General features: G+C 70.0%; 17 protein-coding genes. 9 read left to right on the forward strand and 8 right to left on the reverse strand.

Annotated features, from left to right (window positions below; all coding sequences use genetic code 11):
* Window positions 1-17: 17 nt before the first annotated feature.
* From OG607_RS32350 to OG607_RS32360, 3 genes are read right to left on the reverse strand one after another with little or no spacing between them, the layout of a single operon-like run.
* Entirely contained in the window at window positions 18-1583 is a 1566-nt protein-coding gene (locus OG607_RS32350; RefSeq protein ID WP_405730958.1) for an AMP-binding protein, read from the reverse strand.
* On the reverse strand, window positions 1580-3709 hold the full coding sequence (gene pabB / locus OG607_RS32355) for an aminodeoxychorismate synthase component I (RefSeq protein ID WP_405730960.1): 2130 nt from the start codon (window positions 3707-3709) through the stop codon (window positions 1580-1582). Before pabB ends, OG607_RS32350 begins: the two co-directional genes overlap by 4 nt.
* A 31-nt stretch (window positions 3710-3740) precedes the next feature.
* Window positions 3741-4322 (reverse strand): antibiotic biosynthesis monooxygenase, encoded by a 582-nt coding sequence (locus OG607_RS32360; protein ID WP_405730962.1) that lies wholly within the window; start codon window positions 4320-4322, stop codon window positions 3741-3743.
* Between the two features lie 394 nt (window positions 4323-4716).
* Here OG607_RS32360 and OG607_RS32365 point away from each other — a divergent pair, with 394 nt between their 5' ends.
* Complete coding sequence (locus OG607_RS32365; protein WP_405730964.1) at window positions 4717-5505, forward strand: DUF3050 domain-containing protein; 789 nt, start codon at window positions 4717-4719, stop codon at window positions 5503-5505.
* 3 nt (window positions 5506-5508) lie between these two features.
* Here the strand turns inward: OG607_RS32365 and OG607_RS32370 are convergent, their stop codons facing one another.
* Entirely contained in the window at window positions 5509-6342 is an 834-nt protein-coding gene (locus tag OG607_RS32370; RefSeq protein WP_405730966.1) for a serine hydrolase domain-containing protein, read from the reverse strand.
* A gap of 106 nt (window positions 6343-6448) precedes the next feature.
* Here OG607_RS32370 and OG607_RS32375 point away from each other — a divergent pair, with 106 nt between their 5' ends.
* Window positions 6449-7294, forward strand: coding sequence for a TauD/TfdA family dioxygenase (locus tag OG607_RS32375; protein WP_405730968.1), 846 nt, complete (start codon window positions 6449-6451; stop codon window positions 7292-7294).
* 13 nt (window positions 7295-7307) lie between these two features.
* Here OG607_RS32375 and OG607_RS32380 read toward each other — a convergent pair whose 3' ends face one another.
* A complete protein-coding gene (locus OG607_RS32380; RefSeq protein ID WP_405730970.1) occupies window positions 7308-8135 on the reverse strand; it encodes a class I SAM-dependent methyltransferase in 828 nt (275 codons plus the stop codon).
* Window positions 8136-8194: 59 nt separating this feature from the next.
* On the reverse strand, window positions 8195-8851 hold the full coding sequence (locus tag OG607_RS32385) for a TetR/AcrR family transcriptional regulator (RefSeq protein WP_405730972.1): 657 nt from the start codon (window positions 8849-8851) through the stop codon (window positions 8195-8197).
* 76 nt (window positions 8852-8927) lie between these two features.
* Here OG607_RS32385 and OG607_RS32390 point away from each other — a divergent pair, with 76 nt between their 5' ends.
* Window positions 8928-9371 (forward strand): MerR family transcriptional regulator, encoded by a 444-nt coding sequence (locus tag OG607_RS32390; RefSeq protein WP_405730974.1) that lies wholly within the window; start codon window positions 8928-8930, stop codon window positions 9369-9371.
* A 4-nt stretch (window positions 9372-9375) separates the two neighbouring features.
* The gene (locus OG607_RS32395; protein WP_405730976.1) at window positions 9376-10392 is read left to right on the forward strand and encodes an aldo/keto reductase; all 1017 of its coding nucleotides are present in this window, start codon (window positions 9376-9378) and stop codon (window positions 10390-10392) included.
* Between the two features lie 3 nt (window positions 10393-10395).
* On the opposite strand, the gene OG607_RS32400 is transcribed toward OG607_RS32395, so the two are convergent.
* Window positions 10396-11580, reverse strand: a complete 1185-nt coding sequence (locus tag OG607_RS32400) for an alpha/beta hydrolase (RefSeq protein WP_405730978.1) — start codon at window positions 11578-11580, stop codon at window positions 10396-10398.
* Window positions 11581-11958: 378 nt separating this feature from the next.
* Here OG607_RS32400 and OG607_RS32405 point away from each other — a divergent pair, with 378 nt between their 5' ends.
* Window positions 11959-12318, forward strand: coding sequence for a peptidase inhibitor family I36 protein (locus tag OG607_RS32405; RefSeq protein ID WP_405730980.1), 360 nt, complete (start codon window positions 11959-11961; stop codon window positions 12316-12318).
* Window positions 12319-12360: 42 nt separating this feature from the next.
* Entirely contained in the window at window positions 12361-12609 is a 249-nt protein-coding gene (locus tag OG607_RS32410; RefSeq protein WP_405730982.1) for a small hydrophobic protein, read from the forward strand.
* 80 nt (window positions 12610-12689) lie between these two features.
* On the opposite strand, the gene aceE is transcribed toward OG607_RS32410, so the two are convergent.
* Entirely contained in the window at window positions 12690-15422 is a 2733-nt protein-coding gene (gene aceE / locus OG607_RS32415) for a pyruvate dehydrogenase (acetyl-transferring), homodimeric type (RefSeq protein WP_405730984.1), read from the reverse strand.
* A gap of 422 nt (window positions 15423-15844) precedes the next feature.
* Here aceE and OG607_RS32420 point away from each other — a divergent pair, with 422 nt between their 5' ends.
* The 3 genes from OG607_RS32420 (at window position 15845) to OG607_RS32430 (ending at window position 17543) form a co-directional block, all read left to right on the forward strand.
* Window positions 15845-16285 carry a DUF3052 domain-containing protein gene (locus OG607_RS32420; protein ID WP_329318486.1) on the forward strand — a complete coding sequence of 147 codons (441 nt, stop codon included), beginning with the start codon at window positions 15845-15847 and terminating at the stop codon, window positions 16283-16285.
* 138 nt (window positions 16286-16423) lie between these two features.
* The gene (locus tag OG607_RS32425; RefSeq protein WP_405730986.1) at window positions 16424-16882 is read left to right on the forward strand and encodes a peroxiredoxin; all 459 of its coding nucleotides are present in this window, start codon (window positions 16424-16426) and stop codon (window positions 16880-16882) included.
* Between the two features lie 85 nt (window positions 16883-16967).
* Window positions 16968-17543 (forward strand): TerD family protein, encoded by a 576-nt coding sequence (locus tag OG607_RS32430; RefSeq protein ID WP_405730988.1) that lies wholly within the window; start codon window positions 16968-16970, stop codon window positions 17541-17543.
* The last annotated feature ends 11 nt before the right edge of the window (window positions 17544-17554 follow it).

The raw sequence follows: 17554 nt of genomic DNA on the forward strand, positions 1-17554 counted from the left end.
GGTCCTTCCTAGGGGGTTCACCAGGCGCCCTGGCGGACCAGGTGTCGGCGGAGCTTGCCGGTGGGGGTGCGGGGGAGGGACGGCACGACGCGTACGGTCCGGGGCACTTTGAAGGAGGCCAGGTGCTTGCGGGCGAGCGCGATCAGCTCGGGCTCGATGCCGGTCGAATCGTCAGTCGATCCGGTGACCACGAACGCCCACAGCCGGGTGGCGCCCTGGCCGTCGGTGACGGCCGCGACGGCGACCTCGTGCACCGCCGGATGGCCGCGCAGCACGTCCTCCACCTCCAGCGGTGAGACCGTGATGCCGCCGGTCATCTCCATGTCGTCGGTCCGGCCCAGGTGCCGGTAGGCGCCGTCCGGCTCGCGGCGGGCTCGGTCCCGGGTGTTGAGCCAGCCGCCGGACAGCGCTCGGGCGGTCTCCTCCGGCAGGTTCAGATACCCGGGGGTCAGCGTCGGGCCCTTGACCCACAGTTCGCCCTCGGCGCCGCTGGGCACCGGGTTCCCGGCGCGGTCCCGCAGCTCCACCTCGAAGCCGGGCACCGGGCGGCCGACGGTGCCCGGGATGTTGTGGGCCAGGCTGTTCGCGCAGAAGGCGTGGCCGGCCTCGGTCGAGCCGATCTGCTCCAGGACGGGCGCGCCGAGCAGGTCGGTGACCCGTTCCCCGAGCCCGGCGGGCATGCCCTCCCCGGCGGAGACGGCGGCGCGTACGGAGGCGAAGCAGGCGGCGTGCCCGAGGGCCCGGTCGGCCACCAGGGCGGCGTAGGCGGACGGCACGGAGTAGAGCAGGGTCACCCGGTGCCGGGCGACCAGTTCGTCCACGGCGGCGGGGGAGGGCCTGCGGTCCACCAGGACGGCGGAGGAGCCGGAGAAGAGCGGGAAGACGAAGGCGTTGCCGAAGCCGTAGGCGAAGAAGAGCTTGGACACCGACAGGGTGACGTCGTCGGGCCGGATCCCCAGCAGCTGCCTGCCGATGAGCTCGTGGTACGCCGCCGGGTCGCCGTGGCAGTGCACAACGCCCTTGGGGCGGCCGGTGGTTCCGGAGGTGTACTGCACGTACAGCGGGGTGCGCGGCCCGGCCGGATGGGGGTCGGCCGGGGCGGCGGCGCGGGCGAGCGCGAGCAGTTCGTCGGCGCCGAGGCGGCGGCCGGGGGCGAACCGTTCCTCCAGGCCGGGGCCGGTCACGGCCAGCCCGACGGAGGCGTCCTCGGCCATGAACTCGTGGTCCGCCTGGGGTAGTTCGGGGTTGGCCAGGACGGCGGTTGCGCCTAACCGCGCGGTGGCGAGGAAGGCGGTCACCCAGGCGATGGAGTCGGGGAGCGCGAGCAGTACGCGGTCGCCGGGGCCCACACCGTGGGCGGCCAGGACGGTGGCGGCGCGGGCTGCGAGGTCGTGCACCTCGCCGTGGGTGGTGACCTGGTGGCCCTCGTGGAAGGCCGGGCGGGTGGCCCAGCCCCGGCTCTCGGCCAGTGCGGCGAGGTCGGCGGCCAGGTTCCCGGACGTACGCCGTGAGGGGGAGGCGGGGGAGGCGGCGGAAGCGGGCGTGGGGCTCAGCGTGGTCGTGGTCGTGGTCCGGGGGGTCACCGGACGGCCTCCGGGACGTTGCCCAGGACCGTGTGGTCCTGGTAGGCGCGCATCGGGGCGGCGGTCTTGAGCAGCATCTCGTCGTACTCCGCGTCCGGGTCCGAGTCCAGGACGATGGCGCCGCCCGCGCCGAGGTGCATCCGGCCGCCGCTGAAGACGGCGGTGCGGATGACGATGTTGAGGTCGGCGGCGCCGTTGCAGCTCAGATAGCCGATCGCGCCGGAGTAGACCCCGCGCGCCTCGGTCTCCAGCGAGTCGATGATCTCCATCGTGCGCAGCTTCGGCGCGCCGGTCATCGAGCCGCCGGGGAAGCAGGCGCGCACCGCGTCCACCGCGCCGGTGCCCTTGCGCAGCTTGCCCGTGACGGTGGAGACCAGCTGGTGCACGGTGGCGTAGGTCTCGGTCGCCATTAAGCGGGGCACCTTCACCGTCGCGGTCTCGCAGACCCGGCCCAGGTCGTTGCGGAGCAGGTCGACGATCATCAGGTTCTCGGCCCGGGTCTTCTCATCGGCGGCGAGGGAGTCCCGCAGCCGGGCGTCCTCCTCCGGCTGCGAGCTGCGCGGCGCGGTGCCCTTGATGGGCTTGGCCTCGGCGGTGCCGTCCGGGGTGATCCGCAGGAACCGCTCGGGGGAGGAGCAGGCCACATCCACGTCCTGGAACTTCAGATAGGCGGCGTAGGGCGCCGGGTTGTAGCGGCGCAGCACCCGGTAGTAGTCGTAGCTGTCGCTGGGCGCGGGCAGCCGGGCGGCGTTGGTGAGGCAGATCTCGTAGCTGACGCCGGCCTTCAGCTCGCGTTGGCAGGACTCGATGTCGGCCACATAGGCGGCCCGGTCGCGGACCAGCCACGGTTCGGCGGCGCCGAGGTCCTGCGCGGCGGGCGCCGGGGCGGCGGGCGAGGGGGCGGCCGGTACGAAACTCAGCCTGGCCACCGCGCTGTCGAGCCAGTCGGCGGCTTCGCCGGCGCCCTGGGGGGTGTCCTCGGCGAGGCAGACGGCGTAGGTGGCGCCCTCCTGGTGGTCCACGGCGATCAGCCGGTCGGCGAAGAGCCAGCAGGCGTCGGGGGTTTCGGCGTGGTGGCGGTTGGGGGAGCCGCAGTCGGCCTTGAGCTCGTAGCCGAAGTAGCCGACGTAACCGCCGGTGAAGTCGAAGGGGAGACCGGGGGCGTTCACCTTGCGCAGCGCCAACTGCCGTTTCAGGTAGTCGAAGACGCTGCCTCGTCGGATCCGCCGCACCGGGCGCCCGGTCCGCTCGATCTCGCTGGTGCCGGTCCGGACGTCGTAGCGTACGAACTCGGCCAGGGGGCCCGTGTCGTCACCGAAGAACGAGAAGCGGGACTGCCCGGCCTCGACCCGGGAGCTGTCCAGCCAGAAGGCGCGGGGCGAGTCACCGCACATCCGGGTGAAGGCCGCTTCCGTGTCCACGGCGGTGTCGATCACCCTGGAGTGCAGACGGTAGCCGCCGGGCGCGGGCAGGGGCGCGGGCACCGGCACGCGCGGGGGCGCGTTCGGGGCCGGGGCCGCCGGGCGGGTCCGGGAACGGGGGCGGCGCCGGGCCGCCGTCAGGTCCCGGAAGTTGGCGAGCATCCGGTGGCCGAACTCGGTGAGGACGGACTCGGGGTGGAACTGCACGCCCCACATCGGCCGGCTGCGGTGCCGCAGGCCCATCAGCACGCCGTCCTCGGCCCAGGCGGTGGCCTCCAGGGTCCGCGGCAGCGGGCTCTGCACGGACAGCGAGTGGTAGCGCACCGCGGTGAAGTTCTGCGGCAGCCCCTGGAACAGTTCGCGGCCGTCGTGCCTGATCCTCGACAGATGGCCGTGCCGGGGCCGCGGCGCAGCCGCCACCCGGGCCCGTTCGCCCACCGCGATGCCCTGGTGCCCGAGGCACACCCCCAGTACCGGTATGCCGGACCGGGCCAGCAGCGTCGTGCCGATCCCGAAGTCACGCGGCTCGGCCGGGTGTCCGGGCCCCGGGGACACCACGATGTTGTCGAAGCCGCGCAGATCCAGTTCCGGGCCCGGCGGCGCGTCGTTGAGGACCACGACCGGCTCCTCGCCGTTGACCTCGGCGATCAGCTGGAACAGGTTGTACGTGTACGAGTCGTAATTGTCGATGAGCAGAGTCTTCACCCGGCCCACCTCCTTTTCTTGCTTTCCGTTCCTATGCGGCTCGGCGCTTGTGCCGCCCGCGGAACGCCTGGAGCGGTGGGTACAGCCATTTCTTGAGAAAGCGCTGCAAGCGCGGCATGAGTACCCAGGTGACAATGGCTGTCACGGTCAGGCACAGAGCCAGGGTACGGAGGAGTGGATTCACGCTGCTGAGGTAAGGAATCACCGTCAGGTTGAATATGAGAACCGGTGGGAAGACGGCACTCATGTTCACGAACCACAACTTCCATTTCGGCGGCGGTTGCGGTGCCGGCGGTGGGGCCGCCACCGGGGTTTCCGGGCCGTCGAACCATGATTTCAGGCCGGATATGCCACGGCGTCCGGTCTCCTCGGCTATTTGGTCGGCGCGAGCCGCCAACTGCGTTCTCGCCGCGGAAATCTCCCAGGCCCGCGCGTTGTCGTCGTCGTCGAAACGATGGATGAGATGCCACTCGGCCCCGGTCTCCCCGGACGCCAGGATCCCGCCGCCCAGATAGCCCGGGACCTGGGCTATCACGCTCAGCAGGGTGGTCGCCCAGGAGTGGAACTCGGCCTCGCGTCCCGGTGCCACCCGGTAGGCGATGGTGACGGTCACAGGTTCCCTGGGCACTGCGCCGACGACCTCCTTCCGGCTCCGGACATCGGTGAATACGGAGATGCTGCCTCATCCGTTCGACGATTGTGAAAGTTTTCTGTGGATCAGGGCACAGGTTTCTTCCGGTAGTCCCCTCTGACCTGCGCAGGATGATGTGAACAGTCGCCTGTCAAGGGTTTCGAAAAAATCGCTCAAGTGTCCGGTACGCGCAGCTTTGATGCATTCTGCCGCTCCTCGCGCTCTTTTGTCCTGCGGCTATTCCCGGATTTCCGGAATGACTTGCTGAGTGTGCGAGAAAAGCGGCACCATCGGTTCGCAACCGCACCACGATTGGCCGGAGCCGCGTGATCGATCATGTGATCAAAAGGCTCCGGGAATCGAAGTAAGGAGATCCATGTCCAGGTACGACTGGGACCAGGTACACGAAGGCATCGACCGGACGCGCACCGCGATCGAGTCGGCCCGCAAAGAAGTGACCGCCCACCCGATTTACCACCGGATAAGCAGCCGGGCCGAGATGGCGACCTTCATGGAACACCATGTCTTCGCGGTGTGGGACTTCATGTCCCTGCTCAAGTCCCTGCAGCGGAACCTGACCTGCGTGGACGTCCCCTGGGTGCCGCGCGGGTCGGCGACGAGCCGGCGGCTGATCAACGACATCGTCCTGGTCGAGGAGAGCGACGAGCTGGGCGGCGGTTTCACGAGCCACTTCGAGCTCTACCGCAGCGGCATGACCGAGGCGGGCGCGAACACCGCCCCCATCGACACCTTCCTCCGGCTGCTCGCCGCCGGGACCGATGTGCACCGGGCCCTGCGGGCCGCCCAAGTGCCCTTCCCCGCCGCCGAGTTCGTCAAGTCGACTTTCAAGACCATCGCCGACGCCCCGGTCCACAGCCAGGCCGCGGCGTTCGCCTTCGGACGCGAGGACCTCATCCCCGAGATGTTCGACCAGGTCATCAAGGTCGAGGGCAACGCCGAACGGTTCCCCGTCTTCTGCGACTACCTGGCCCGGCACATCGAGGTCGACGGCGAGGAGCACACCCCGATGGCCATGCAGATGGTCGCCGACCTGTGCGGCGACGACGACGCCAAGTGGGACCAGTGCGCCGATGCGGCCGTACGGAGCCTGACGGCCCGCAGCCGCCTGTGGGACGGCATCGTGGCGGCCCTCGACGAGCGCTGAGTCTCAGGCCGAGCGTAGTTCCCCGAGCACCGCGTCCGTGAACGCCGGCCACAACGGCTGTGCCCACTCCCCGAAGTCACGGTCCGTCAGGGCGACGCAGGCCGCGCCCGCCTCCGGGTCCACCCACAGGAAGGTGCCGGACTGGCCGAAGTGCCCGTACGTACGGGGGGAGGACAAGGATCCCGTCCAGTGCGGGGACTTGGAGTCGCGCAGCTCGAATCCCAGCCCCCAGTCGTTGGGGTTCTGGTGCCCGTAACCCGGCAGGACGCCCTTGAGGCCGGGGAAGACCACCGACGTGGCCTCGGCCAGGGTCGAGGGGTGGATCAGCCGCGGGGCCTGCAGCTCGGCGGTGAAGGCCGCGAGGTCGCCGGCGGTGGAGACGCCGCCGGCGGCCGGGGAGCCGGTCAGGGAGGTGGCGGCCATGCCCAGCGGCTCCAGGACGGCCAGTCGCAGATACTCCCCGAAGGGGATCTCGGTGGCCTTGGCGATGTGGTCGGCGAGGGCCTCGAAGCCCGCGTTGGAGTAGAGCCGCCGGGTGCCGGGGGCGGCCATGACCCGGGGCTCGTCGAAGGCGAGGCCGGAGGTGTGCGAGAGCAGGTGCCGCATCGTCGAGCCCTCGGGGCCCGCCGGGTCGTCCAGTTCGTAGACGCCTTCCTCGTACGCGACGAGCGCGGCGTAGGCCGTGAGCGGCTTGGTGACCGAGGCCAGCCGGAAGGGCCGGTCGGCGGGGCCGTGGGTGCCCGCCACGGTGCCGTCCCGGCGGACGACGGCCGCCGCCGCGTGGGGGACGGGCCATGTCTCGATCAGGCTCAGGTCGATGGGGCTCAGGCTGTGCATGCCAGCGAGCCTAACGGTGGCGATACCGGCACGAAACACGGCCCGCCTATGGTGAATGAACCGATCGGTTCAACGGTTGGTTCACGAAGACCGAGGAGGCGCAGTGATGGACGTGAGTTCGGCGAGCTTCATCCCCCGCAGGGTGTCCGGCGCGGACGAGGCCAGGCAGGTCATGGCCCGCGAGGGCGCCGCCATCGTCACGGGGCTGGCCGACGAGGCGGCGGCCGTGGCCTTCGGCGCGCAGGTCATGGGCGACAGAAGTGTCCGGATCGGCACGCAGTTCGAGGCGACCAAGGCGAACAACCGGCGCGAGGCGATGGTGGTGGACGCCCAGCCGGCCGACAAGCACGGCCGCAAGCGCGACTTCGGTACCTCCGAGGAGCGGATGATCGCCCACAACGACGGCTTCGCCTTCGGCGACTACGCGCCCGACCACCTCTTCCTGTGGTGCGAGCGCCCCGCCGCGGTGGGCGGCGACTCCTTCCTCATCGACACTGCCCGGCTGCTCGACCTGCTGGCCGCCGACCCCGAGCACGCCGACCTCGCCGACTTCTGCCGCACCGTCGACATCGACCACTCCGAGCCGAACTACCCGCAGGGCACCTACGCCCCCATCGCCCGCCGCACCCCCTCCGGCCGCCTCCAGGGCCGCTTCCACCCCTGGCAGGCGCCGGTCGAGGGAACGGCCCACGAGGCCGCGCACTGGGCCTTCGTACGCCGCTGGGAGAGCGCGGTCGTCGCCGCCCGTGACACCGGCCCGATGTTCCGGGTCGAGGCCGGAGAGATGATGTGCGTCGACAACTACCGTGTCCTGCACGGCAGGGACGGCCACAGCGACCCGAACCGCAAGGTCTGTTCCATCTGGGGCTGGAGCACGGACGCCGTGGCGATCCCGGACGGCCCGCTGGACATCGTCGTACCGAGGATCCCTGTGACTCCTCCCCCCAGGTAAATCCGGACAGGGCCTAGACGCGGCGGGCGATGACCTCCATGCACACCCGGTAGCGTTCGCTGACCGCGTAGTGCAGGGGCTCGAAGCCGTGCTCTTCCAGCAGTGCGTAGAGGCGCCGGCGGCTGAAGTTGTGGAAGTGCTCCAGCTCTCCCCAGTACGGGTTGACGTTGCCCGCATCGAGCAGGCGCCAGACCGCACAGCCGTAGTGGGGCATCGATGCGAAGATCACGCCGTCCTCCCGCAGCAAACGGTGCGCGGCGACCAGGCCCTCACCCGGGTACGGCATGTGCTCCAGCACGTCGGCCAGACTGATCACGGAGTACCGGCCCGGAGCGTCGAGCGTCGTGAGGTCGGCGCAGCGGGCCTCGATGCCGAGTTCGCTCAGTCCCCGGGCCGTCGAAGGCCGCAGATCCAGGCCTTCGGGCTCGTAACCCCACTCTTCCGCGGTGAACAGCAGCGAGCCGTTGCCGAAGCCGACGTCGAGCCAGCGGCCGTCCGCGGCATAGCGGGTGACGCGCTCCACGATGCGCGCGGAGATATAGCGGCTCTGCTCGAACTCCGCGCCCGGCTGCTGGCCCGGGTTGGTCGAGGAGAAGACCTCCGCCGAGACCTCGTCCGAGAAGTAGCCGTCGGTGAAGACATGTTCGCAGGCGGAGCAGCGCATCCAGACCATGATCGGCGCGACCACCGGCTTGTAGAGCAGGTGGTGTGAGCAGTCGCCGTGGCGCAGTACGGAGATCTCGGGGGCGGAGCACAGTGGACAGGCGTCGTACAGCAGACGCGGCTTGTGCGGCGTGGGCGTGGGCGTGGGCGTGGCCGTGACGAAGGCGCTGGCGGACATATGGGGAAAATACCGCCCGTTTCGGTCGGCATCGTGGTGACGCGCTGGGACCACGCAGATCAAGGTCCGCCAGGGTCGTTCGTGACCGGCTTGCCGTACGCCTCCGCCCGCTCCGCGATGGACGCCGCCACGGCGGCGTTGGCGCGGTCGGTGCCGGCCCGGTCCCCGGAGGTGATCAGGTCGAGTTGCAGGCCGCGCCACACCGCGACGAGTTCCCGTGCCAGGTCGTCGGCGGCCGGGCCGGGGACGCCGTCGCGGCGCAGGCAGGCGGCGGCGTGGCGGCGCCAGTCGGTGCCGACGGAGTCCAGGAAGGCGTCGAAGCGGCCGCGCTGGTGGGCGGCCAGGCCGAGGACCTCGAAGAAGGTGCGGTGGAAGGGCAGGTTCCCGTCGTCGGCGACGGCCTCCCAGGCGGTGGTGATCCGGTCGGCCAGCGGCTGCCGCCGGTCATCCAGGATCGCGAAGGCGCGCGCGAGCACGGGAAAGCTCCGGCTCGCCTCGTTCAGCGCCGCCAGGATCAGCTCCTCCTTGGAGCCGAAGTAGTACAGCAGCATCCGGTTGTTGGTCCCGATCGCCTGCCCCAGTCGCCGCAGGCTCAGCTCGGCGACCCCGTGCTCCAGTACGTAGTCGGCGGTGAGCCGCAGCAGCCGGTCCCGCTCGGGCGTGGCCGACGGGGCCGATGGGGCTGGTGGGGTCGCTGGGGCCGGATTCTCGGGCATGCCCGCACATTACCTGCCGTTCGCTGACGCAAACCCGCTTGCTTCGAGTGCACTCCAACGTTCTAGCGTTGACGCCATGACCGTGACGCAGGTGGCGAAGAGCAAGCCCGGCAACGTGAGCAGCTGCGAGGACGATACGGCGCACCCGCTCCCGGACGGCAGAGACCGCTACACGATCAGCGAGGTGGCCGAGGTCACCGGGCTCACCGCGCACACCCTGCGCTGGTACGAGCGGATCGGGCTGATGCCGCACGTCGACCGCTCGCACACAGGGCAGCGGCGGTTCACCAACCGCGACCTGGACTGGCTGGGCTTCGTCGGCAAGCTGCGGCTGACCGGGATGCCGGTCGCGGACATGGTCCGCTACGCCGAGCTGGTGCGGCTCGGTGACCAGACGTACGACGACCGCCGGGCGCTGCTGGAGGGGACCCGGACCGATGTGCTGCGCCGGATCGCGGAGCTCCAGGACACCCTCGCGGTCCTTGACCACAAGATCGACATGTATACGGAAAGGGCCTGACCCCATGAGCAACGACAAGATCAGCACCGCTGTCCTCGGCACCGCAGGGCCCGTCGTGGGCATCCAGGGGCTCGGCTGCATGGGCATGAGCGAGTTCTACGGCGACACCGACGAGGCCGCCGCCCGCGCCACCCTGGAGGCCGCCCTCGACGCGGGCGTCACCCTCTTCGACACCGCCGACGTCTACGGCTCCGGGGCCAACGAGGAGTTCATCGCCCCCTTCGTCCGCGCCCACCGCGACGAGATAACCCTCGCGACCAAGTTCGGCATCGTCCGCAAGGCCGAAGACCCCCACTACCGGGCCGTCAGCAACGACCCCGCCTACATCCGGCAGGCCGTCGAGGCCAGCCTCCGGCGGCTCGGCGTCGATGTCATCGACCTCTACTACATGCACCGCCGCGACCCTGCCGTCCCCTTCGCCGAGTCGGTCGGCGCGATGGTCGAGCTCGTCGCGGAGGGCAAGGTGAAGTACCTGGGCCTGTCCGAGGTCACCGGCGCGGAGCTGCGCGAGGCGCACGCCGTGCACCCGATCGCCGCCGTCCAGTCCGAGTGGTCGCTCTTCAGCCGCGACGTCGAGATCTCCCTCGTCGCCGCCGCCGCCGAACTGGGCGTCGCCGTCGTGCCCTACTCCCCGCTCGGCCGCGGCTTCCTCACCGGCGCCTTCCAGGATGCCGCCGCCGACCTGTCCGGCACCGACTTCCGCCAGTTCCAGCCCCGCTTCACCGGCGAGAACGCCAAGCGCAACGCGGATCTCCTCGACCCCGTACGCAAGGCCGCCAAGGCCCACGACGCCACCCTCGGCCAGATCGCCCTGGCCTGGGTCCACAGCCGCGCCCACGCACACGGGCTGACGGTGGTCCCCATCCCCGGCACCCGCAAGGCGGAGCGCGTCCGCGAGAACGCGGCGGCGACCCGTATCGAGCTCAACGAGCTGGAACTGGAGTGGCTGGACCAGATCGCCGACCAGGTCGCGGGCGACCGCTACCCGGACATGTCGTCGACGTCGACGGCGCGCGAGTAGGCCCTAAGCCGTACACGCAGAGCCACTGGCGCAGGTCACCGAGCCGTACGCCCCCAGCGCTATCCGCGTGAAGTTGGCCAGGCTGGCCGTCCCCTGCTGGAAGTACCCCGCATGCCCTTGGGCGCCCGTCGCCGCGATGACGCGGGCGCCGAAGGCGCGGGAGACGGGGTCGGCGCCGTGGCCGAGGCCGGCGAATTCCAGGTGGGGGACGTCGCCGATCCAGTCGGTGGAGTCCCGGGTGGCCCAGACGCGCGCGGTGGTGTGCAGGTCCGCGGCGTGTTCGGCGCGCATGCCGGGGCTGCCGAAGACGGCCACGTCGGTGACCGAGGCCGGCAGGTGGGACGCGGCCACGCCGCACAGCACGGAACCGTACGAGTGGCAGAAGAGCGAGACCTGGGAGCGCGCCGGGAGCGCGGTGAGCAGGGCGTTGAGCCGCTTCGCACCGGCCTCGGCCAGTTCGCCGGTCGAGGCGTCCAGGCCGACGCCGGACGGCGTGGTGTAGTCGGCCCAGGCGATGACCGCGGTGTGCGCGGACGGCCGCACGGTCCGCTCGGCGGTGTAGAGCGCGGACGCCATGCCGACCGGGGCCCGGTACTCCTGGACGGTGCGCTCGAAGCTCAGGATGTCGGTGTCCACGCCGGGGACGATGACCGAGACCCGGTCGGCGGCGGCGAGGTCACCGAAGACCTCGGCCACCCGGCCGCGTCCGGTGGGGTCGAAGGCGAGGATCTGCCGGTCGCCGCTCAGCAGCGAGGCGTAGCGGTCGGCACGGCTGGCCGCGTCCTGGCGGCCCTCGAATGTCAGCAGGTCGCTGTGCGAGCGCTGGGTCTCCCGGATCTCGGCCGCCGCGAGCGCGTGGCGGTTCGCCGCGTAGCGCAGGGAGACCGGCGCGCCGTTGAGGTTCCCCACGACCAGCGGATACCGCACGGCGAGCCGCTGGCGCTGCGCGGGCGAGAGCGTGGCGAAGAAGTGCGCGACGGCGTCAGCGCCGGCCTCCGGGCGCGGCAGGCTTCTACCCCCCACCGAGTCCTTGAGCCAGGCCGCCAGGGCGGTGGCTCTCGGGTCGGAACCGGCCCTCGAACTGTGCAGGGCCGTCCATCCGGTGGTCGCCAGCATGACGAACACCACGGCCAGCGCCAGCAGGGCACGCAGGGAGGGCGAGCTGAAGCGCTCGTCGACAAAGCCCAAGGATTTCCGCCTCGCGTTGTGATGTGGGGGTGTCCGTCCAGGAGGTACGAGGCCCAACGAGGCCGCTCCCCGGAGGAAACGCGTACCGGCCAGCCTAAGAGACGCGGAGGCCCTCCCGGCCCGGGGGTGACCCAAGTCACGTTTGAAACGGTGCGATTCCGCCCACTCGTTCGGGGGATGGCTCCTGCCGTCGCCGCGGGTGGTAATGGCGTCCCGTCGGGTCCTGCGACGGGGTTCGGGCGGGTTCGGGGCGGGTTCGGCCGGGCCCGTTTGTCAATTCCCTATCAGGATGAAAGCGGTTGAACCCCCTTTTCCCGGGCGTACGGGACGGCGAAGCTGATCACGTACCTGAGAAACCACAACGGGGAGTGATCCACCATGCGTCACGTTCTGACCGCCGCCACCGCCGCCGTCCTCGTCCTCGCCTGCGCGGCCCCGGCCGCCGCCGCCCCCGCCTCGGGCGACTGCTCGCCCGGCGAGCTGTGCCTGTGGGCGAAGCCCGGCTACGGCGGTTCCCGTACGGTCCACGAGCTGGCCGACACCGACGTCAATTCCTGCGTCCCGCTGCCCGAGGGGACCTCCGCGAAGTCCTTCGTCAACCGGACCAGGAAGCTCGTGACGACCTATCAGAGCCGCGAGTGCGCCACGGAAGGAGACTTCGTGACCTTCCCCTCGGGCACCTGGGTTCCGGAGTCCCGGCACACGATCCGGGCGTTCCAGATTGTCGACCAGAGTTAGGGGCAAATGCTCTGGTGAACCTTTGACACCCAAGGAGGTGCCATGCCGGCCCGCCCGCCCACCAGTACCCGTTCCGACACCGGAACCCTGGCCATCGTCGGAGTCATCTGCGCACTCGCCGGATTCTTCGTCCTAGGCATCGTCCTCGGCCCGATCGCCGTCCTCTGCGGCTGGCTCGGCATGGGGCGCGGCAGGAGCGGCCGCAAGCCGATACCCGCCGTCGTCGCGCTGATTCTGGGCGCGATCGACACGCTCATAGCGCTGCTCTGGCTCACGAACGCCGGCTGGTAGCGATCCCCGCAACCGAACGGCCGGGCCCCCGCCGCGTGGTGCGGCAGGGGCCCGGCCGTGGCTGACGGCGTGGGCGACGGCTACGCGTCGCCGCCGGCCGCGCCGGGGTCCGCCGCGGAGACGTCGAGCAGCTGGTAGCGGTCGATCGCCTGCTTGAGCACGGACCGGTCGATCTTGCCGTCCTTGGCGAGCTCCGTGAGGACGCCGAGGACCACCGACTGCGCGTCGATGTGGAAGAAGCGCCGGGCCGCGCCACGGGTGTCGGCGAAGCCGAAGCCGTCCGCGCCCAGGGACTGGTAGGTGCCCGGGACCCAGCGGGAGATCTGGTCGGGTACGGCCCGCATCCAGTCGGAGACGGCGACGAAGGGACCTTCGGAGCCTGCGAGCTTGCGTGTGACGTAGGGCACGCGCTGCTCCTCCTCCGGGTGGAGGAGGTTGTGGGTCTCGGTCTCTACGGCGTCGCGCCGCAGCTCGTTCCAGGAGGTGGCGGACCAGACGTCGGCCCGTACGTTCCACTCCTCGGCGAGGATCTTCTGCGCGTCCAGGGCCCACGGCACCGCCACACCCGACGCGAGGATCTGCGCGGGGATGGCCCCGGCGTCGCCGGAGCGGTACTTGTAGATGCCCTTGAGGATGCCCTCGGCGTCGACGTCGGCCGGCTCCGCGGGGTGCACGATCGGCTCGTTGTAGACGGTGAGGTAGTAGAAGACGTCCTCGCTGTTCTCGCCGTACATCCGGCGCAGGCCGTCCTTGACGATGTGCGCGATCTCGAACCCGAAGGCGGGGTCGTAGGCGACGACCGCCGGGTTGGTCGAGGCGAGCAGGTGCGAGTGGCCGTCGGCGTGCTGGAGGCCTTCACCGGTCAGGGTCGTACGGCCCGCCGTGGCGCCGAGCACGAAGCCGCGCGCCAGCTGGTCACCCATCTGCCAGAACTGGTCACCCGTGCGCTGGAAGCCGAACATCGAGTAGAAGACGTAGATCGGGATCAGCGGCTCGCCGTGGGTGGCGTACGCGGAGCCCGCGGCGATCAGCGAGGCCGTACAGCCCGCCTCGGAGATGCCGTCGTGCAGCATCTGGCCGGTCGGGGACTCCTTGTACGCCAGGAGCAGCTCGCGGTCCACGGCCTCGTACTGCTGGCCGAGCGGGTTGTAGATCTTGGCGGACGGGAACAGCGAGTCCATGCCGAAGGTGCGGTACTCGTCGGGGGCGATCGGCACGAAGCGCTTGCCGATCTCCTTGTCCCGCATGAGGTCCTTGAGCAGCCGGACGAAGGCCATGGTGGTGGCGATCGACTGGGTGCCGGAGCCCTTCTTGGTGGCGGCGTAGGCCTTCTCGTCCGGGAGGTTGAGAGGCTTGGCGCGCACCACGCGGGTGGGCACGTAGCCGCCGAGGCCGGCGCGGCGGTCGTGCATGTACTGGATTTCCTCGGACTTCGCGCCGGGGTGGTAGTAGGGCGGGTAGCCCTCTTCGAGCTGCTTGTCCGTGATGGGGATGTGCAGCCGGTCCCGGAAGCGCTTGAGGTCGTCGGTGGTGAGCTTCTTCATCTGGTGGGTCGCGTTGCGGCCCTCGAAGTTCGGCCCGAGGGTCCAGCCCTTGACGGTCTGGGCCAGGATGACGGTCGGCTGCCCCTTGTGCTCCTTGGCCGCCTTGTACGCCGCGTAGATCTTCTTGTGGTCGTGACCGCCGCGGCCCAGGTGCAGGATCTGGTCGTCGGTGAGGCCCTCGACCATGCCGCGCAGCCGCTGGTCGTCGCCGAAGAAGTGCTGGCGGATGTACGCGCCGGTCTCGGTGGCGTACGTCTGGAACTGGCCGTCGGGCGTGGTGTTGAGCTTGTTGACCAGCACGCCGTCGCGGTCCTGGGCGAGCAGCGGGTCCCAGCTGCGGTCCCAGATGAGCTTGATGACGTTCCAGCCGGCGCCCCGGAACTGGGACTCCAGCTCCTGGATGATCTTGCCGTTGCCGCGCACCGGGCCGTCGAGCCGCTGCAGGTTGCAGTTGACGACGAAGGTGAGGTTGTCCAGGCCCTCGCGGGCGGCCAGGGAGAGCTGTCCGAGGGACTCGGGCTCGTCCATCTCGCCGTCGCCGAGGTAGGCCCACACATGCGACTGCGAGGTGTCGGCGATGCCGCGCGCCTGCATGTAGCGGTTCATCCGGGCCTGGTAGATCGCCCCGAGGGGGCCGAGGCCCATGGAGACGGTCGGGAACTCCCAGAAGTCCGGCATGAGGCGCGGGTGGGGGTACGAGGACAGGCCGTAGGGGGCCTTGGACTTCTCCTGCCGGAAGGCGTCGAGCTGCTGCTCGCTCAGCCGGTCCAGGAGGAACGCGCGGGCGTAGACGCCCGGCGAGGCGTGCCCCTGGAAGAAGATCTGGTCGCCGCCGTCGCCGCCGTCCTTGCCCCGGAAGAAGTGGTTGAAGCCCACGTCGTACAGGGAGGCGGAGGAGGCGAACGTGGCGATGTGGCCGCCGACGCCGATACCGGGCCGCTGGGCACGGGACACCATGACCGCCGCGTTCCAGCGGGTCGCGTTCAGGACCTTGCGCTCGATCTCCTCGTTGCCGGGGAAGAACGGCTCGTCCTTGGTCGCGATGGTGTTCACGTAGTCCGTGCTGCGCATCTCGGGCACGGCCACGCGCTTTTCGCGGGCGCGCTCGATGAGGCGCAGCATCAGGTAGCGGGCGCGCTCGCGTCCGCGCTCGTCGATAGCGGCGTCAAGCGAGTCGAGCCATTCCGCCGTCTCCTCGGGATCGAAATCCGGGACCTGGCTGGGAAGGCCACCAATGATGATCGGGTTGCGATCGGATCCGGAAGCCACGCTGTTCCTTCGCTACTAGGTCTTGCTCTGCTGGGTCGCGCCGCCTCCATCGTGTACCGCGTCACTCGAAAACGTCATCTCTACTGAGCGGTAACAGCCACGTACTGAGACAGACCCCTTACAGAGTCCTCGGTGCTCTTTGCGTGGCGCTGGTGAGCCGGTCGGCCCGGGGCCTGGTGCGGCCAGGCCCCACCGAACTTTACGCCCAGTCGGACGTACGACCGACCCTGGGACTGATTCGGGGTGAACCCTGGCAAACCGCCGTGATCTGCGTCACGATTCAAGGTGCGGGTTGCGGTGACACGTCAACGTATGGGCGTGATGGGTGGTCGGGTACTTGCGCGATCCGCCGCGCCCGTGTGGACTACCGCCAATAACCCGCGCAGTGGCGGGAAGGTATCCCCCATGACAGGAGGCAAAACGTGAGCGCGACCGCGGACCACGCGGAGGAGCGGACCAACCCGGCTGGCCGGCTTGGTTTCGAGCCCGGACAGGTGGTCCAGGAGCTGGGTTACGACGATGACGTCGACCAGGAGCTCCGCGAGGGTATCGAGGAGATCACGGGCGAAGAGCTCGCTGACGAGGACTACGACGACGTTGTTGACGCCGTCATCCTGTGGTTCCGCGACGACGACGGCGACCTGACCGACGCCCTGGTCGACGCCACGTCCGCCGTCGACGACGGTGCCCAGATCTGGCTCATGACCCCGAAGACCGGCCGCGACGGACACGTCGAGCCGAGTGACATCGGAGAGGCCGCGCAGACCGCCGGCCTGGCTCAGACGAGCAGCCTCAATGTGACCAAGGACTGGACCGCCAGTCGCCTGGTCACCCCCAAGACGGCTCGGGCGGGCAAAAAGTAGGCTCCGCCTCCACACCCGATGGACAAACCGCCCCCGACGGCCTCCCGGCCGCCGGGGGCGCGCTGTGTCGCGCCCGGGGCCGGTGGCAGACTGGCTGCGCCCGACGGGCCCCGGCCCCGTCACCAGAAAGGTGTTCCCATGACGATCGCCGTAGGCGACAAGGCTCCGGACTTCGAGCTGAAGAACCAGCACGGCCAGACCGTTCGGCTCTCCGACTTCCGCGGCGAGAAGAGCGTCGTACTGCTGTTCTATCCCTTCGCCTTCACGGGTGTCTGCACGGGCGAGCTGTGCGCCCTGCGCGACGAGCTGCCCAGCTTCCAGAACGACGATGTGCAGCTGCTCGCGGTCTCCAACGACTCCCCGTTCACCCTGCGGGTCTTCGCCGAGAAGGAGGGCCTGGACTACCCGCTGCTCTCCGACTTCTGGCCGCACGGCGAGGCCTCGCGCGCCTACGGCGTCTTCGCCGAGGACAAGGGCTGCGCGGTGCGCGGCACCTTCGTCATCGACAAGGAGGGCGTGGTCCGCTGGACCATCGTCAACGGGCTGCCGGACGCCCGTGACCTGAGCGAGTACGCCAAGGCGCTCGAAGCGCTGTAACAGGCGGGAACCGCTCACTAGGCTCAGGGCGTTGATCCGGTTGAAGACCGGATGGAACCGGCAATGCGAACAATCGGGAGGACCCGTGGGAGTCAGCCTCAGCAAGGGTGGCAACGTATCGCTGACGAAGGAGGCCCCCAACCTGACGGCCGTCCTCGTCGGCCTCGGCTGGGATGCCCGCACGACCACGGGCACGGACTTCGACCTCGACGCCAGTGCGCTGCTCGCCGGCACCGAGGGCAAGGTCATCTCCGACCAGCACTTCGTGTTCTTCAACAACCTCAAGAGCCCCGACGGCTCCGTCGAGCACACCGGTGACAACACCACCGGTGAGGGCGAGGGCGACGACGAGGCGATCAAGGTGAATCTGGCCGGGGTCCCGGCCGATGTCGCCAAGATCGTGTTCCCGGTGTCGATCTACGAGGCCGAGGCCCGCCAGCAGTCCTTCGGCCAGGTCCGCAACGCCTACATCCGCGTGGTGAACCAGGCCGACAACAAGGAGCTGGCCCGCTACGACCTCACCGAGGACGCCTCGACGGAGACCGCGATGGTCTTCGGCGAGCTCTACCGGCACGGCGCGGAGTGGAAGTTCCGGGCCATCGGGCAGGGGTACGCGTCCGGTCTGCGCGGCATCGCGCAGGACTTCGGCGTCAACGTCTGATTCACCCGTAC

The organism is Streptomyces sp. NBC_01537 (assembly GCF_045040445.1).
In the GTDB taxonomy this organism is placed as follows: domain Bacteria; phylum Actinomycetota; class Actinomycetes; order Streptomycetales; family Streptomycetaceae; genus Actinacidiphila.

Excerpts from the sequence above, each read along its gene's own strand:
- OG607_RS32365 (WP_405730964.1), top strand. The coding sequence starts at position 4,717 with ATGTCCAGGTACGACTGGGACCAGGTACACGAAGGCATCGACCGGACG.
- OG607_RS32370 (WP_405730966.1), bottom strand. The coding sequence starts at position 6,342 with ATGCACAGCCTGAGCCCCATCGACCTGAGCCTGATCGAGACATGGCCC.
- OG607_RS32375 (WP_405730968.1), top strand. The coding sequence starts at position 6,449 with ATGGACGTGAGTTCGGCGAGCTTCATCCCCCGCAGGGTGTCCGGCGCG.
- OG607_RS32380 (WP_405730970.1), bottom strand. The coding sequence starts at position 8,135 with ATGTCCGCCAGCGCCTTCGTCACGGCCACGCCCACGCCCACGCCCACG.
- OG607_RS32385 (WP_405730972.1), bottom strand. The coding sequence starts at position 8,851 with ATGCCCGAGAATCCGGCCCCAGCGACCCCACCAGCCCCATCGGCCCCG.
- OG607_RS32390 (WP_405730974.1), top strand. The coding sequence starts at position 8,928 with ATGACCGTGACGCAGGTGGCGAAGAGCAAGCCCGGCAACGTGAGCAGC.
- OG607_RS32395 (WP_405730976.1), top strand. The coding sequence starts at position 9,376 with ATGAGCAACGACAAGATCAGCACCGCTGTCCTCGGCACCGCAGGGCCC.
- OG607_RS32405 (WP_405730980.1), top strand. The coding sequence starts at position 11,959 with ATGCGTCACGTTCTGACCGCCGCCACCGCCGCCGTCCTCGTCCTCGCC.
- OG607_RS32410 (WP_405730982.1), top strand. The coding sequence starts at position 12,361 with ATGCCGGCCCGCCCGCCCACCAGTACCCGTTCCGACACCGGAACCCTG.
- OG607_RS32425 (WP_405730986.1), top strand. The coding sequence starts at position 16,424 with ATGACGATCGCCGTAGGCGACAAGGCTCCGGACTTCGAGCTGAAGAAC.